General features: G+C 57.7%; 15 protein-coding genes. 10 read left to right on the top strand and 5 right to left on the bottom strand.

What is annotated here, in order from left to right:
* Nucleotides 1-18: 18 nt before the first annotated feature.
* Together N6H05_RS02155 and N6H05_RS02160 are read left to right on the top strand one after the other, a co-directional pair.
* Nucleotides 19-2,565 (top strand): TonB-dependent receptor domain-containing protein, encoded by a 2,547-nt coding sequence (locus N6H05_RS02155; RefSeq protein WP_284112542.1) that lies wholly within the window; start codon nt 19-21, stop codon nt 2,563-2,565.
* A complete protein-coding gene (locus tag N6H05_RS02160; RefSeq protein WP_284114147.1) occupies nt 2,565-4,736 on the top strand; it encodes a prolyl oligopeptidase family serine peptidase in 2,172 nt (723 codons plus the stop codon). Before N6H05_RS02155 ends, N6H05_RS02160 begins: the two co-directional genes overlap by 1 nt.
* An 8-nt stretch (nt 4,737-4,744) precedes the next feature.
* Here N6H05_RS02160 and N6H05_RS02165 read toward each other — a convergent pair whose 3' ends face one another.
* Nucleotides 4,745-6,397: an asparagine synthase-related protein gene (locus N6H05_RS02165; protein ID WP_284112543.1), complete on the bottom strand. Its 1,653-nt coding sequence runs from the start codon at nt 6,395-6,397 to the stop codon at nt 4,745-4,747.
* A 68-nt stretch (nt 6,398-6,465) separates the two neighbouring features.
* A complete protein-coding gene (locus N6H05_RS02170; RefSeq protein WP_136186197.1) occupies nt 6,466-7,104 on the bottom strand; it encodes a lasso peptide biosynthesis B2 protein in 639 nt (212 codons plus the stop codon).
* A gap of 153 nt (nt 7,105-7,257) precedes the next feature.
* Between N6H05_RS02170 and N6H05_RS02175 the strand changes: the two genes are divergently transcribed.
* Nucleotides 7,258-8,481 (top strand): IS256-like element ISSpwi2 family transposase, encoded by a 1,224-nt coding sequence (locus N6H05_RS02175; protein WP_014082638.1) that lies wholly within the window; start codon nt 7,258-7,260, stop codon nt 8,479-8,481.
* On the opposite strand, the gene N6H05_RS02180 is transcribed toward N6H05_RS02175, so the two are convergent.
* The gene (locus tag N6H05_RS02180) at nt 8,462-8,638 is read right to left on the bottom strand and encodes a benenodin family lasso peptide (RefSeq protein WP_284112544.1); all 177 of its coding nucleotides are present in this window, start codon (nt 8,636-8,638) and stop codon (nt 8,462-8,464) included. The two genes, N6H05_RS02175 and N6H05_RS02180, sit on opposite strands and share 20 nt — an antisense overlap.
* A gap of 845 nt (nt 8,639-9,483) precedes the next feature.
* On the opposite strand from N6H05_RS02180, the gene N6H05_RS02185 reads away from it, so the two are divergent.
* The 5 genes from N6H05_RS02185 (at nt 9,484) to N6H05_RS02210 (ending at nt 11,896) form a co-directional block, all read left to right on the top strand.
* Nucleotides 9,484-9,690 carry a cold-shock protein gene (locus N6H05_RS02185; protein WP_004209708.1) on the top strand — a complete coding sequence of 69 codons (207 nt, stop codon included), beginning with the start codon at nt 9,484-9,486 and terminating at the stop codon, nt 9,688-9,690.
* A gap of 442 nt (nt 9,691-10,132) precedes the next feature.
* Nucleotides 10,133-10,339 carry a hypothetical protein gene (locus tag N6H05_RS02190; RefSeq protein WP_004209707.1) on the top strand — a complete coding sequence of 69 codons (207 nt, stop codon included), beginning with the start codon at nt 10,133-10,135 and terminating at the stop codon, nt 10,337-10,339.
* Entirely contained in the window at nt 10,323-10,556 is a 234-nt protein-coding gene (locus N6H05_RS02195; protein ID WP_072893435.1) for a hypothetical protein, read from the top strand. The genes N6H05_RS02190 and N6H05_RS02195 overlap by 17 nt, the downstream gene beginning before the upstream one ends.
* Nucleotides 10,557-11,268: 712 nt before the next feature.
* The gene (locus N6H05_RS02200) at nt 11,269-11,478 is read left to right on the top strand and encodes a hypothetical protein (RefSeq protein WP_081215332.1); all 210 of its coding nucleotides are present in this window, start codon (nt 11,269-11,271) and stop codon (nt 11,476-11,478) included.
* Between the two features lie 241 nt (nt 11,479-11,719).
* Entirely contained in the window at nt 11,720-11,896 is a 177-nt protein-coding gene (locus N6H05_RS02210; protein WP_206364610.1) for a hypothetical protein, read from the top strand.
* 152 nt (nt 11,897-12,048) lie between these two features.
* Here N6H05_RS02210 and N6H05_RS02215 read toward each other — a convergent pair whose 3' ends face one another.
* A complete protein-coding gene (locus tag N6H05_RS02215; RefSeq protein WP_004209706.1) occupies nt 12,049-12,846 on the bottom strand; it encodes a spermine/spermidine synthase domain-containing protein in 798 nt (265 codons plus the stop codon).
* Nucleotides 12,847-13,180: 334 nt separating this feature from the next.
* Between N6H05_RS02215 and N6H05_RS02220 the strand changes: the two genes are divergently transcribed.
* The gene (locus tag N6H05_RS02220) at nt 13,181-13,531 is read left to right on the top strand and encodes a response regulator (protein WP_080604549.1); all 351 of its coding nucleotides are present in this window, start codon (nt 13,181-13,183) and stop codon (nt 13,529-13,531) included.
* Nucleotides 13,532-13,664: 133 nt separating this feature from the next.
* Here the strand turns inward: N6H05_RS02220 and N6H05_RS28175 are convergent, their stop codons facing one another.
* Nucleotides 13,665-13,739 carry a DUF2274 domain-containing protein gene (locus N6H05_RS28175; protein WP_349666222.1) on the bottom strand — a complete coding sequence of 25 codons (75 nt, stop codon included), beginning with the start codon at nt 13,737-13,739 and terminating at the stop codon, nt 13,665-13,667.
* Nucleotides 13,740-13,893: 154 nt separating this feature from the next.
* Between N6H05_RS28175 and N6H05_RS02225 the strand changes: the two genes are divergently transcribed.
* Entirely contained in the window at nt 13,894-15,243 is a 1,350-nt protein-coding gene (locus tag N6H05_RS02225) for an IS1380 family transposase (RefSeq protein ID WP_502958942.1), read from the top strand.
* The last annotated feature ends 19 nt before the right edge of the window (nt 15,244-15,262 follow it).

A 15,262-nucleotide genomic window follows, 5' to 3' on the forward strand; every position in this document is an offset into this window, starting at 1 on the left:
AACGCATTGGGGGGAACAATGTCCGTCACGAAGGTTCAAACGATTGCATTGCTCATGGCTGGCGCGGCAGGGGTTGTTTCAATCCCAGCAACATGGGCCAAGGACGATCCGGCTATCGTCATCGATTTACCCGCACAGACGCTTGACCAATCTCTGCGCGCCGTTGCCTCGAGCGCTGGCTGGGAAATTTACATGTCTGCCAGCGATATCGAGGGCATTGCCGCTGCCCCGCTCAAAGGCAATCTGACCCCGAGTGAAGCTATTGGTCGGCTCCTCAAAACCACCGACCTCGAAGCTAAGATCGTGGATGGAGCCGTGATCATCCGCTCGAAGTCGATCAGCGATGAAAATTCGAGGGACATCATCACCGTCACCGGCAGCCGGATTACCGGGGCGCCGCCGTCGGCCCCCGTTCGCGTCATAACGGCCGAAGACATGCGCCGCGGCGGACAAGCGGACCTGGGCGAGGTCATTCGAAGTTCCACGGTGAATTTTGGCGGAGGGCAGAACCCCGGTGTCGGCACAAGCCAGGGCAACAGCGACGTCAACGTCAACGGATCATCGTCCCCCAACCTGCTTGGCCTGGGTCCAAATGCCACTTTGACGCTGCTGAATGGCAACCGCCTCAGCTACACCGGTCTTAATTCTGCCGTCGACATCAGCGCCATTCCCGCAACCGCAGTGGATCGTGTCGAAATCATCACGGACGGCGCTTCGGCGATTTACGGCGCCGATGCCGTAGCCGGCGTCGTCAATGTCATTCTGAAGCGCGACTATGAAGGCGTTAGCGCGCTGGCGAGAGTCGGGGGTTCGACCGATGGCGGCAATTTCCAGCAGCAATATAATCTGACGGGTGGCGCCAAGTGGGCCGGAGGCGGAATTCTCGCCGTTCTGGACCATTCGTCCAACTCCGACATTCCAGCATCGAGCCGTTCCTACGCCAGAAGCATGGCGACGGATTCATCGCTTTACCCCAGGCTCGGGCGCGATAGCGCGCTGATAAGCCTCTTCCAGGACATTGGCAGTCAGCTGAAGGCCAATGTCGACCTCATGTACAAGGACGGAAGGCAAGATGTGATCGCCGGCTTCCTTGAGGGACAGCCGCACACCGCCAGCGGCGCGGCGGTCCGGGCAGACACCCGGTCGTGGCTTGTCGCCCCGTCGCTTACGGCCAGCCTTGGCGCATCCTGGAATCTGCATCTCCTGTCGTCGTTCGGTGCCGACAAATCCCAGACTCATTCGGACATCTTCGCGGGAGGCTCGGTTTATGGGGCAAGTTATCGGCAATATGACAATGATGCTCAGTCGATCGAATTGAACGGCGACGGCCCGCTTTTCAGCCTACCGGCCGGCGAGGTTCGCGTTGCATTGGGCGGCGGCTATCGCCGTACCGGCATCGAACTGACCACCACCACATTGGGCGTCACGAGCAACGCCTTCAAGCAGCACAGTGAAAACGGATTTGGTTTCGCCGAACTGCTGGTCCCGATCCTTTCGCCAGCGCAGAATTCCCGGCTGGGGCGTGCGCTTCGGCTGACGGGAGCATTCCGCTACGAGGCGAACTCAGGCACGGATTCCGTCGCGCTTCCAAAATTGGGGATCGTCTATGAGCCATTTGATGGCCTGGCGATAAAGGGTAGTTGGGGCCGCTCATTCCGCCTCCCGACCCTGTATCAGCGATATGGAAGCTATTCCGCCGTCCTGTATCAGACCGCCAGATATGCCACGGGCTTTCCAGCTGACTCGACCATGATAATCTTGGGGGGCGCGAACGCCGACCTGAAACCCGAGAAATCGGAAAGTTGGACCTTCTCGGCGGAATTCCGTCCAGTCGAACATCCCGAATTCACCGGGAGCATCAGTTTTTTCCATTTTGATTACACCGATCGTGTTGCAACGCCGCTGACGTCTGCGATCGGCGTGCTCAACAACCCGATCTATAACAGCCTCGTCACGCTTGACCCGTCCACCTCCCTGCAACAGTCGCTGATCAGCGGTGCAGCGATCGGTCTGCAGAATGGCACGACCGGCACTTATGATCCCAGCCGGGTCGTCGCAATTCTGGATGGCCGTGACCGAAACATGGCACGCGAGATCTACAAAGGCATCAGCCTTTCCATGCGCTACCTGATCGGAGACCCGGATCGCGAGGCGCTCGATCTCAGCTTCGATGGCAATTGGATCGATAGCAGCAGGCAATTGTTCGACGGCCTGCCGACGGTCGATCTTTCCGGCACCATATTCAACCCGCCCAAGCTCAAGGGCCGCGTCGGTGCCAGCTATGTCACACCGCGGCTCACCCTCTCTGCATTCACCAATCTGAGTTCAAGCATCCTCGATAACCGGAGTCTGCCAGCTTACCGCCTGCGCGCGCTCGCGACCCTCGATCTTTCCGCCATCGCCAAGATGGGAGGCGGATTCGAATTGGGCGCCAATATGCAGAATGTCTTCAACGCCAAGCCCCCGTTGATCGTCACAGGCTCTGGTTATGACACGCCCTTCGATACGACCAATTACTCCCCAATTGGACGCTTTCTCTCCATCCAGATTCGCCGGTCGTGGTGATGCTGATGCGCGCGGGAACATGCCTGGCCATCTTGCTGACACTCGCGGCGGCACAGCCGATGGTGGGCCGTGCGGTCGCGGCTCAAGGCCATTTCTGGACCATGGACGACATATTGGCGATCCCCGCTGTGGCCGGCACCGCGCTGGCCGATGACGGACGATCGCTTGCCTACATCCTTCGGGTCGCAAACCGAAAGGAGAACCGCACGGAGTTCGAACTCCATGTGACCAACTTCCAGCCGGATGGAGACAGGATCCTTGCCCGTTCCATCTGGATGGAAAGGCTCCAGGCCGTTCCCGGCAAAATGGCCTGGAGCCTATTGATCGATCAGGGACAAGGCGTTCAGCTCTATCAGTTCGGGGCCGACGGCGCTATGCAAGCCCTTGTCGTCAATCCCGAGCCAGTCCTGGTCGGGTCAGCCGATGGTGCACAATTCGGCTATGGCTTCACCGGGCCAGTACGCTTTGGTCTTGCCTATTATGACTGGTCACCCGACGGGCGTCGACTCTTCTACTCACTGCTGCGCGGTGAGGACGAAAAAGGAGAAATCCGGCATGATGAAGACGTCACGCGGCTGACCATCTATCGGCGACGAGGCCCGAGGGTCACGACACATTTCTTTATGAAGGAGGATGGTGGTCCGCCGCTCTGGATCGCTGACGTTATCGGCCCCGACCGGGTTGGGCGCTATCTGGGCGGCATGCCGATCTGGCACGATGATGCGCTCGACTATGCACTCCAGGCAGACAAACTCAATGTGCCCCATATCCAGCGTTACCGCTGGCGGTTCGAGGATCGCAAAAGCCGACCTCTTGACGAAGGGCCCGCGCTGTTCGCCGATCGCATCACGGGACCTCATGACGGAACGGTCGCGATCGAGCGCGTCAACCAGCAGCGTCGCTTGAGAGAGCGAACAATCGATGGCCGCTTGATCGACTATGGGGTGCTTGATGCCACATTGTCGGACGCTCGATCCCCTGGACATTGGCGATCTCCAGACGGGAGTATGGCTCTCATAGCAGTCCGCTTCACCAGCGCGGGCCGCTATGGCCTGATCCGCCTAGATACCGCTGGCAGAGTGGCGCGGCTCGAGGTTCCTGAAAGCCTGACCCATTGCAGTTTTACGCCCGGACTGTCCGAAGGCGTGTGCGTGCGCGAAGGGGTAACGCGAGCGCCATCCTTCGTACGGGTCACCGTCGGCACGGGCAGGATCGAAGCGCTTCAGCCCCTGTCGCCGCGACATGATGCGGTTACGCCGCTTCGTGTGGAGACCCGCATCCTGACGAACGCCTATGGATACCGCGCGCGAAATCTGATCATTTACCCCCGGACGTATAAATCCGGGCAACGCTATCCCACTGTGCTCGTCACGCATGGTTCCGACGCCGACGAACGGTTCGGGTCAAAGGATATACAATGGGATTATCCGATCCAGCTCTTCGCTGAACGCGGATATATGGTCATACTGGCCAATGAGCCCGACGTCTCGCAAAGTGACGAACTGGAAAAGGCTTCGGCAGATCGCAACATGTGCGGCGGGACAACACCGCCTGCGGAAATACAGCGTCTGGGTTGGCTCAATCAGCTCGAGAGCTTCCGTGTAATATTGCATGCGCTTGATTCAGAAGGCCTGATCGATCCCAGGCATGTCGGCATTGCAGGGTACAGCTATGGCTCCCAGATCGCGAATGTTGCCGTCACCCAGGCTGATCTGTTTTCAGCTGCATCCAGCGGCGATGGGGGGTTCCTCGAACCAACCAGCTATCGCACGCACCAATGTGTCTACCGGGCTATCTATGGCGGGGCTCCTGGCGATCCTGTTGCCCAGCCAAATTATGCCGCTTTGGCCCCTTCCTATCGAGCGCGCTTCGCTCAGGCGCCCGTGCTGCAGCAGATTGCCGAACCACATGAGTCCGCGATCGATTTCCATCAGGCATTGCGCGCTGCGCAGATCCCCTCGGAAATATCACTTTATCCCGGAGAGAGCTGGGCGTCGGACGAGACGCATTTTTTCCATCTGCCCTCAAATCAGCTGGGCGCCATGGCGGAGAATCTGGAGTGGTTTGATTATTGGCTACGGGATCTTCCACCCTCAACTGGACCGGATGGCGCGCGACGCGCGCGATGGGAGGCCATGCGGCTTGCGCGGCCCAAGTCAGGCGATCGATGATCGCCGAGCTAGCCGGCCCACTGGCGAGCCCAGCTTTCCACCCCGGCAAGACCGAGCAGGCGGCGGGCATCCGCTCGGTCATAGGCCGGTCTGCCTGACGGCGCATCCGGCGGGGGCACAGCGCATATGAGGTCATGCTCAGCGAGGAAGCCGGACTTGAGGAAGGACAATATCTTGCGCTCATTGTCCCAATAATATCGGTCGAGAAAGCCCGCCGGCCCGCCTTTGGTCCGGCGGGCGGTAATGGCAGGCGGCAGATCGGACGAAAAGGCGCGGCGCGCCATGGAGCGATCGATCCCGCCTTCCACCCATTGCCAGCTGGGTATGCCCAGGCAGACCTCCATGACCGACTGGGCCAGTAACGGCGCGATTGTCGGTGGCTGGACGCGCCGGTCATGAAATCCTTCATAGCCTACAGCTCGGGATAATGCGCGAATATGCGCGGCTGCGCCGGGTGCGAGGCCCTCGGGCGGTGTCAGCCAAGGATGGATAGCGATCCTCTCCTTCGCCGCATTCAATCTTTCGATGTTGAGAAAGCCAGAAGTGCCTTGCGCTGCTTTGCGCGGACCACGTGCGAGATGCCGCAAGATATAAAGCAGAATGGTGGCATAGGAAGCGTCGTGCAATCTCGAAACATCCTGGATCGAGGCGATAACAGCCTTGGCGCCCGCTGCGTCCCGATAGCGATCTAGGATCGGCACAATCGAATGGGTCATTCCAAAGACATTATCGCCGCCATGGCCCGTGAAGAACGCCGCAATATTATGTTGTGCTGCAACCATGGCCTGAGCCTTGGCAGTGCTTTGGGCATAATGGGCCATCAGCGGACGCGCAGCATGTGCGACAATGGGCTGCTCAACATCGATGGCATCCAGGTCGTACCGATAGATGTCGAGCGGCATGTCGAGCGCTTGGGCAACAAGCTGCGCATAGTATGTCTCATCACCCTCGCGGTCGGTCCAACGCATATGGAAGCCCCGAGGCGAAGAAGTCGCCCCGGCGAGCCCCGCGCAGACGATCGAAGAATCCAGTCCACCCGACAGGCCCGACGAGATCGAGGCGAACTCACCAGCCCAAGTTTTGATCGCGTCGAGAACGGTGGCGCGCAGATGTTCGATCGAGGCAGGGCCAAGGCGCGCACGACCGGCTATATAGTCCCAAGGTTGCCAGAGAAGGTCCGAGCGCTGCTTTGATGGCCCGATGTGTAGCCGCCCGCCCGGCACAATTTCCCGCACTCCGCAGAGGCATGTCTGTTCGCCAGCGTGGAACGGATGCCACATGTGGAGAAGCAGCGCGTCCAGATCGACAGATATTCCATCTGATGCCGCGAAGGGAGATGTGCCCACCTGAGGCGCAATGACGATGCCCCCGTCAATCTCTCTCCAAAAAGCCGGCAGACCACCGGAGGGATCGCGGATTATGACGATGTCGCCGCCAGCAATCTGGAAGATGGCGACATAACTGCCCCAATAATCGCGTATCAGACTTTGCCCATGGGTTATGATGGCCGCATTGGTTTCGGCCGCGTTGAGCTCCTTGACCCGCCGACTGGGTAGCGCCTTCGTAAACAGATGCCCGATTATCGCGCCCTGCGTGCCGATCATCACGACAGGGTCGGACGTCCAAAGGTTGATAGGCACCGCGAGCGGCACCTTTGACATCTGGTCTGTCGCTGCACCTTTGGATCCGGCAGGCGCGCAGCGGACATAAGCCAGATAGCGCGACGCACTCATCTCGCCAGGATAGGTTCGAAAGCGGTGATCCGATCGACTCTGTCGGCCATCAGCCTGTCTTCGCACTGAACCCAACAATGCGCCGCGATCGGCAACTGTACGCCAATCACCAGGGTCGCCTGGTGGCCGAAGCGTCGCAACATCCGCGAAATCGCGATGCTGCGCGCAAGACAGTGATTATCGAGCGGCAGAAACTGCCGCAGGAGGTAGAATGCAGCGGCGACCATGGCTTCGCTGAAGATTGGCAGTTTCAACTGCGGCCTCCCTGCCCCCACCTCGACGCGATCCAAGATGGTCCGCAGCGCGTCGCGACGGACCTGAATCACAGCAATGGACAATGCAACAAGCGCCACTGGTGCCAAGAGCCAACCATGTCTGAGCTTGATCAGATCCAGATGACTGCATGTCGGAGCTACGGGTGCCGCTGCGCCTTCTGCGTCCATTATGGCCGGATCGAGCAGTCCTGCTCGGACCAGGGCCGCAATGTTCTCAGGGCCTGGCTTTGTTGCGAGGAGGGCGGTCAGATGGTCTCTGGTTGGCCCGCGGACAAGCTGATATCGCTCGCTCGCAATATTGAGAATTACGGGCGTCTGTCCGATCAGGCAGGCATGTAAATTTCGTCCTATCTGTCGCATTGCGATTTCCTTCCGCAAATCAAAAGGGCGCGCCGCTTTGGATGAGCGGTGCGCCCTTTCGACCTTCAGTCTTCGTCGGAAATGCCGGAAGCCTTGGGGACTGTCAGGATTTCCGTGTGCGGCCGGGCATAATGGGCAACAAGGAGTCCCACTATGTCACGACGCAAAGAACCTGCCATACCGAATGAGCTTCTCGATCAGCTTTTGGCGGGCGGCGCTGCCAGTGCCGCCTTCGAGCAGGGCGGTCTGCTCGATTCGCTGAAGAAGGCGCTGACAGAGCGTGCCCTGAATGCGGAGATGGATCACCACCTCGCTGGCGAAGACGGCGCCGGCAACATGCGCAACGGCTACGGTCGGAAGACGGTAATGACCGACACCGGCAAGTTGGCGATCGACGTGCCGCGCGATCGCCAGTCGAGCTTCGACCCGCAGTTGATCGCCAAGTATCAACGCCGCTTTCCCGGCTTCGACGACAAGATCGTGTCGATGTACGCGCGCGGCATGAGCACCCGCGAGATCACCAGGCACCTGCACGATCTATACGGCATCGACGTCTCACCCGATTTGATTAGCACGGTGACCGACGCCGTGCTCGATGAGGTCGCCACTTGGCAGCAGCGGCCGCTCGATCCGGTTTACCCGCTGGTCTTCTTCGACGCGATCCGGGTCAAGATCCGCGACGAGGGCATGGTGCGCAACAAGGCGATCCACATTGCGCTGGGCGTCCGCGCCGACGGCGCAAAGGAGGTGCTCGGCTTGTGGCTCGAGCAGAATGAGGGTGCCAAGTTCTGGCTTCGGGTGATGAACGAGCTTCGCAACCGTGGCGTTGAAGACATCCTGCTGGCCGTCGTTGACGGCCTGAAGGGCTTTCCCGATGCGATCACCGCAGTGTTCCCCGATGCGATCGTCCAGACCTGCATCGTTCACCTGCTGCGCAACTCGATGGACTTCGTCTCCTGGAAGGACCGAAAGAACCTCGCCAGCGCGCTCAAGGAGATTTACCGTGCCACCGACGCAGATGCCGCCGAAAAGGCGCTGACAGCATTTGAGGCTGGCCCTTGGGGGCAGCGCTATCCCGCCATCGGCCAGAGCTGGCGGCGCGCCTGGGGCGAGGTGATCCCGTTTTTTGCGTTCCCCGACGAGGTCCGCCGGATCATCTACACTACGAACGCCATCGAAGCTTTGAACTCGAAGCTCAGGCGGGCTGTCAGGGCCAGGGGACACTTCCCCAGCGACGAGGCCGCCACCAAGCTGCTCTACCTGATCTTGAATCGGTCGGAGAAAGAGTGGAAGATGCCACCACGTGAGTGGACCATGGCGAAGGCGCAATTTGCCGTGATCTTCGGCGAACGTTTCATCAGAGCCATGGCGGCCTGATGATCAACCGCCCGGCCGCACACGGAAATCCTGACAGTCCCGAAGCCTTGTACAGCGTGCCGTTGCCATCATCCTGGCCGATCAGCAGAACGCCGCGGGTGAGTTCGACTGCATCTCCCAAATCGACGATATCCTGCGAATGTGCATCACGTTCCATGGTCATTCTCCTTCAAATCAGCGACTCCATGTCGCAATTCGAAAGATTTCACGGAAACAATTCACCATCCATTTTATAATTACATTATAATCTATGAACAATTATCCCGATGCCACGGGGATGTGCTAATAGTGACCGAGCAGTGAGGGCGTGCGTTCGGCACACGCACTGACCCCTTTAGCCTTTCAGCCTGGACATGCGGGCCAGTCGCCCGGTCACCATCCACAATTGACTTTGTGGAAGAAGGAGACTGTTGCGACATATCTTGTTGCACAAGATAAATTGCCCCCACTTTGATACCTATCTGGCCCTTCGCGGCCAGTGATTGCATATTTGTCTGAGGTCTCGTCAAAGCGGCAGACCTGCATTCTCCTCGCAACCCAAGGGGATTATCCCTTCGCTGCCATGCACCCATTCCGACGCTCGTCGACTGCTCTGCCGTGTCGTCAAACGGACATGCGAAATTGCAGCAAATCTTCGATAAAGTCCCATATTCGCCATGCTCAAGAATGAGAGCGGCAACAGATTCAGTGGGGAATGCGGTTTCTTCAGAACCATTTTGGAGACACATCCATAGTGCCTGAAATATAATTAGAAACGTCCGCAGCGATAATTATAATAATCATTATTGCCCGATAGCAGTGAAATTTACATCGGAAATTTCTTATTTCAACCAATATTAAATTGTTCGTTTGACATTTCCCAAATATAATATATTTTCAATAGTGCTTAACGTCGCCTGCGACGAAATTTGCATCCTATTTGGGTGTCGTTTCCTTACTTGCGCTATCAGCTTCACCTGCAATTCCGCGGGTGGATTCTCTGTTTTCGTGAAGGGAACGCCCATGCCTATCGGCACCGTAAAATTCTTTAATTCTGACAAGGGGTACGGCTTCCTCGCCCCCGAGGACGGCGGTCCGGACAGTTTTGTCCATATTTCTGCCGTAGAGCGTGCGGGAATGATAACGCTCCATAAGGATCAGCGTCTGAGCTACGAAGTCGAAGCAGATCGACGAGGCAAGCAGTCGGCCGTGAACCTGGAAGCCGCGTAAATTACGAAGTCGAGTTTTTATTTTACACTGCCAGCGCGGCATTGCGTCGCGCTGGCTTGCCGTCTTGTCTTTGCTTAAACATCGGATAGCGGTTAAGTACCACATAATTGCCCGAAATATGGGCAATTGCCGCCGGCCAAGTGACAGCGGCCTAATGCTCCGGCTTTTTTTCTTTTGCCTTATGTGCCGGCGAAAGACGTCGTTGAGCGAGACTTTTTCATTACATCACATGCCAAGATGCGTGTTTCAGGAATATCATGAATCTCAGTATCCGTTTGAATATGGCTCATGCCAAATTATCGCCCGCGACTGGCAAAACGCCGCGTTCATTTTACCAAAACGTCCCTTTGGGCACTCTGCCCGTGCGCGAATTGCGCAGGGCTGTCGCTGAAATGATCGATTGACGTCCGTCGCAACGACATCCAACTCGCAGGAGATCGACATGCCCGCCACGATCGACTTCTACCTGGCCCGCGTCGCACAATGTGACAAAGAGGCGCAGGAAACCAATCTGGCGAATGTGAAAGAGCGCTGCCTGCGGTCAAAAGCTGCATGGCAGATCATGTCTGATCGCGCTTTGCTGGTCCAGATCGACCGCAAAAGACAAGCGCTGGACAAGATGCGAAAAAAGGATGAGCATCTTGATTAAGCGGGCTGGAAGACGGTTCGACGGTCCATATCTATCTTCGGATCAGATCGAGCGCCAAGGGCATATTCTTGAACTTGCCATAGCCCGATTGGGCTCTCAGGGCGCCATCGCATTTCTGAACGGCGAAGAGCCCGGCCTCGGCGGCCGACCACTAGATATCGCGGTAAAAAGCTCTTCGGGGCTTGAGGCGGTAAAGCGAATTCTCGAAGAACTCTGATAGATATTGTCAGATTTATCATTGATGCTTTTGCGCTTAAGCATCCGCGCATCGTTGTCCGATGGCCAAGGGCTGGGTCACGAACAGCGCAAGGTCGCGCTGATGAATATGCGGAACCCCGACCATAAGCCAACAAGCTTGGGATGCAGTCCAGCACCGTCATCTCCACTGTCAAGGCGATGGGTATGAAGGCAGTTCCATTGGGCCGGCGGCAAAACAGGCGTGGATGGGCAGGGGAAGGCAGCCCGCCAGGCCATCCATGGTCATGAGCGGGCGCTGCATTTGCTGTCAGCGCCAGGTGAGCGAGCGCATTTCTTGGTTGCCAACCAATTATGCCGAATTCTCGAACAGAGTGGAGGAGCAGCATATTGGATGATGGGGACGATCTGAAGATCGGTGAATTATGAAAATCTATAAAACGTCTTATGATATTAAATAGATATCAAAGTGAATATGGTATAATATGATTATTTTTAAAATAATTAAGAGCGTTCTACATATTTGATCTCAAATATCATGCATTATATTTTATAAAATATCGTTGCTATGCCGATCCAATAATTCTTAAGGTTTTTCATGTGATTTCAAAATTAAATCATGGACTTTGAGAATATTATTTGATAAACACAATTATTGCGCGAAATTTGCTGCAAGCATTCGCCGTGACAGAGAGACCAACGTGCTCCCGCTTGCCAGCTGAGGGAGCCCATCCGTGGAAGATCTAAATTATTTGCTCAAGCGCGAGCAGGAAGAGTTGCTGCGTGCCCAAAGCGCGCATTGCCGGGCTGCATCCCATGCGCATCAGCGTTTGGCCAACCGTTATGCGCAGCGCATTCGAGAACATGTGCATCCCTATCGATCGGAGCGTCCCGATGGTTCAGCCCCTTTCGCTTTAAACGACCAGCGGGATTGTCGGATATGAGCAGGGCCATAAACATCATGGAATCAGCCGATGCAGTGCGGCTGGTGTGTCAAAAAAACGGCTTCAGGATTTCGGTTCTCGAGGCGCTTGACTCCGGTGGCGTGCGGATCGTTCTGCTTGACCCACGGGATGCCGATGCGCTTCGCGCTTTGATGAAGGGTAAGCTGATCGAAGGATCTGTCACACGCTCCCGATCGCATGTGGCCCGTCACCATCCGCCGTCAGCACGATGAATATGGCCATGGGTCGGTTCGACTATCTTAACCGCCGGAGATTGGCCGAGTTAAAGCATGCTGAGCTTGCGGAGAATCCTGCGATCAGAGCAAGGCACGAGGATTTGGCTCGTGCCTATGCGAAGATCATTTCCGTGTTGCAACGCGAAGAGGCTTCATCGCCTCTACAGCAGTGGCAATTCTGAACTAACCCGGCCAAGTGCCATCACGACAAATCAAATGTGAGTCTCCGGTTTACTGACCTGAGAACGACGATGCCTGCCAAGCCCGGTCGCGCGCTGTCGCGAATGGAAGCCTGGCAGGCTTGGTCTCATGCTTACAAGGCTGGTACGGACTGTCAGGCCCCGGCCTTGGCGGCGAACCAGATATTGTGCCAGCGTTCGGCGCTGCCGCTAAAGGCTGGCAGCAAAATCTCATCCAGACAGAATCCGGCCTGCTCCAGCCTTTCGGCAAATGCGTCATCGCTGTAGGCTGACCATATCGACAGTAGGCCGCCCGGTTTCAGTGCCGCATAGGCCATTTCCAAGCCGTCGGTCGAATAAAGCCTGTCGTTGCTTTTTCTGATGAAACCGTCTGGACCATTATCGACGTCGAGCAGAATGGCATCGAAGCGATCCTTCTCATGGGTAATGACATCAAACACGTCGGCCAATTGAATTCTGACTCGCGGATCTGTCAGATTGGTACCGAACAAGTGCATCAGAGGTCCGTTAGCCCAGCTTATGATTTTGGGCACGAGCTCGGCAACCGTGATGGTCGCGCTTTGTGACCAGGCGTCGAGCGCAGCCGCGAGCGTGAAGCCCATGCCGAGGCCGCCAATCAAAATATTGCCATCGCGCTGAGCAAGACGCTCTTGGGTCAGCCTTGCGAGAGCCTTTTCGGATTCATGATCCCGGCTGCCCATCAACTCATCATCGCCGAACTGGATCGAGAACTCTGTCCCACACTGGAGGAGGTGAAGCTGGCCACCGCCCGGAATATCGGCAATATCGACCGTAATTATCGGGAGGCTTTTGTCCGATCCTGCCCCGTTTTCCTGTACTCCTTTCCTTTCTGGGGATGCGCCTCTGCCATTCCAGGCGTCATTGGAGGCAGGGGGCGACGACCGCGCAATGCGCGTTCCGCTATAGTTCATGGAATTCCTGTCGCGTTCTGGATCAAGCGCGCCGTAAACCGAAGTGGCGTCGATTACGCGGTGACACCGAACCATGCCTGCCTTTTGGAGGCATGGCAAGGAAGGCTATACCGCACGGTGTAGCCTTGGAGACTGCGATTTGGCGGGAAATAGCCAATGCGTCTCGACCAACAATATAGGGGCACCACAATTAGTCGCTGAAATATAAAATGAATTTCGGAACTTAATCCATATCAATCCGCTTACAGCCTATCGGTGACATGTTCGGCGCATCACCGACTGAGAGACATTGTGCTCCCGCTGCAAGGGAGAACATATGCTATCAGGATTCTGCGTGCTGATCGTCGAGGATGATCCGCTTATTGCAATGGCGCTTTGCGAAAATGTAGAAGCCGTAGGCGGTACAGTTGCCGGGCCGTTTTCAGCCGTCAGTGAAGCCGTCAATTTCCTTACCCAGGCCAAGATTGACGCTGCCATCGTTGACGCAAATCTCCGGGATCGCGATGTGACGCCTCTAGCACTTTTGCTGATAGAAAGCGCAATACCGTTCCTAGTGTACAGCGCTGCCGGACTTCCTCCAGAACTGCAAGCGCGGCATCCTCACTTGCCGCTTGTTATGAAGCCTGGCCAACCGGTCGAAAGGCTCAGGTCACTGCTTGGAGACAGTGCAAATGGCGCATCCTGATGCTCACACCTCCCATCATCGGTTGCGGCAGGGACAAAGTGAGAGTCTGATTGCTGGACAGTAACCTGCTGCACCAGACTCATTTCTTGGGATTATTTTATCACGCAGAAGTTTGTCGAAGGCCGTTTGGGCATCATCCTCTTCTGAAACCCCGATCACTGGCCATGAAACGCTCCAGCATCGGGCCGATCAACCGCTCAATTGCCATGGGATGGGTCAGTCCTGTGTCGCTAGCCCGTCTTATTCACCGACGGGGGCCTGAAGGGTTGGCGGGAGTGGCATAAGCCTCTGATCTGAATTAGGAACTGGGTGTCTACGCCGGCCCTGCTGCAGGGCAGAAAATGCCACAGGCCACACCCGCCATGAAAGACGATATCGCAACTTCATTCCGATTCCCAGCGGTCGGCGGGAAGAAGATCACAGCCGCGTTTGACGGTGGCCGACTGACCTCGGACGGCGGCGTTCTGCTGCTTGCGCAGGCCGAGCGCGCGATGGGGCTCTGCCGGCGGCTTGCGGGTTGCATTGCCGATCCGCGTGACCCGACGCGGGTGATCCATCGCCTCGATGACATCCTACGTGCCCGGGTGTTCGCGATCGCGTGCGGCTATGAAGATGCCGATGATCTCGACGCCCTGCGCGACGATCCGGGCTTCCGCCTGGCGCTGGGCAAGTTGCCGGGATCGGGCGCGGGGCTTGCCAGCCAACCGACGATGAGCCGCTGGGAGAATGCTCCGACCACGCGTGAGCTGGCCAGGATGATGGCCGAGATGATCGGCGTCTACTGCGCCAGCTATCCGGCTCCACCAGTGGCGGTGACGCTGGACATCGATGACACCTGCGATGTCGTGCACGGCTATCAGCAGTTGTCCTTCTGGAACGGGCATCACGGTGAGCGCTGCTTCCTGCCGATCCATGTGTACGACACCGCGACCGGTCGTCCGGTCGCGATGCTGCTGCGCACCGGTAAGACGCCGTCAGGCGCCGAAGCTGCCGGCCACATCCGGCGCCTGGTGCGTCATATCCGCCGGTACTGGCCAGAAACGCACATCACCTTCCGCGGCGACGGGCATTATGGCCGCCCCGAAGTCATGGCCTTCTGCGAGGCCCACCGCGTCGATTACGTGTTCGGCTTGCCGACCAATGCCGCGCTACGTGCTGATCCGGTCATCGTTGCCATCGCAGACGCCTGCGCGGTCAAGCGGGCCACGGCCCAGTATCCGGTCCTGCGCAACTATGCCGAGACGCACTACGGCGCAAAGAGCTGGAACTGCCAGCGCCGCGTCGTCGCCCGGATCGAGGCCAGCACGCTGGGCATGGATATCCGCTACGTCGTCACCTCGCTGACCGAAGGCTCGGCCGAGCATATCTACGACACGCTTTACTGCGCGCGCGGCCAAGCCGAAAACCTGATCAAGCGCCACAAGGCTCAACTCGCCAGCGATCGCACCTCGTGCCGCTCAGCCAATGCCAATCAAATGCGCCTCATCCTACACACCGCCGCCTACTGGCTGTTGTGGCGCGTCCAGCAGGCGATCCCCAAGACCACCGCGCTGGCCACGGCCGAGTTCGCAACGCTACGCTTGCGGCTGCTCAAGGTGGCTGCCCGCGTCATCGAAACCTCCTCGCGTATCCGTCTCGCCTTCGCGTCAGCCTGCCCGGAGGCCGACGTGTTCAAAGCAATCGCCACCAGTCTCCGGCCAGCACCGACATAGCCAGTGCGGCAGTGCCGCC

It is taken from the genome of Sphingobium sp. WTD-1, assembly GCF_030128825.1.
Taxonomy (GTDB): Bacteria; Pseudomonadota; Alphaproteobacteria; order Sphingomonadales; family Sphingomonadaceae; genus Sphingobium.

Bases quoted from the DNA above. Each gene is read 5' to 3' on its own strand.
- N6H05_RS02155 (WP_284112542.1), top strand. From the start codon at position 19: ATGTCCGTCACGAAGGTTCAAACGATTGCATTGCTCATGGCTGGCGCG.
- N6H05_RS02160 (WP_284114147.1), top strand. From the start codon at position 2,565: ATGCTGATGCGCGCGGGAACATGCCTGGCCATCTTGCTGACACTCGCG.
- N6H05_RS02165 (WP_284112543.1), bottom strand. From the start codon at position 6,397: ATGTCAAAGGTGCCGCTCGCGGTGCCTATCAACCTTTGGACGTCCGAC.
- N6H05_RS02170 (WP_136186197.1), bottom strand. From the start codon at position 7,104: ATGCGACAGATAGGACGAAATTTACATGCCTGCCTGATCGGACAGACG.
- N6H05_RS02175 (WP_014082638.1), top strand. From the start codon at position 7,258: ATGTCACGACGCAAAGAACCTGCCATACCGAATGAGCTTCTCGATCAG.
- N6H05_RS02180 (WP_284112544.1), bottom strand. From the start codon at position 8,638: ATGGAACGTGATGCACATTCGCAGGATATCGTCGATTTGGGAGATGCA.
- N6H05_RS02185 (WP_004209708.1), top strand. From the start codon at position 9,484: ATGCCTATCGGCACCGTAAAATTCTTTAATTCTGACAAGGGGTACGGC.
- N6H05_RS02190 (WP_004209707.1), top strand. From the start codon at position 10,133: ATGCCCGCCACGATCGACTTCTACCTGGCCCGCGTCGCACAATGTGAC.
- N6H05_RS02195 (WP_072893435.1), top strand. From the start codon at position 10,323: ATGAGCATCTTGATTAAGCGGGCTGGAAGACGGTTCGACGGTCCATAT.
- N6H05_RS02210 (WP_206364610.1), top strand. From the start codon at position 11,720: ATGGGTCGGTTCGACTATCTTAACCGCCGGAGATTGGCCGAGTTAAAG.
- N6H05_RS02215 (WP_004209706.1), bottom strand. From the start codon at position 12,846: ATGAACTATAGCGGAACGCGCATTGCGCGGTCGTCGCCCCCTGCCTCC.
- N6H05_RS02225 (WP_502958942.1), top strand. From the start codon at position 13,894: ATGAAAGACGATATCGCAACTTCATTCCGATTCCCAGCGGTCGGCGGG.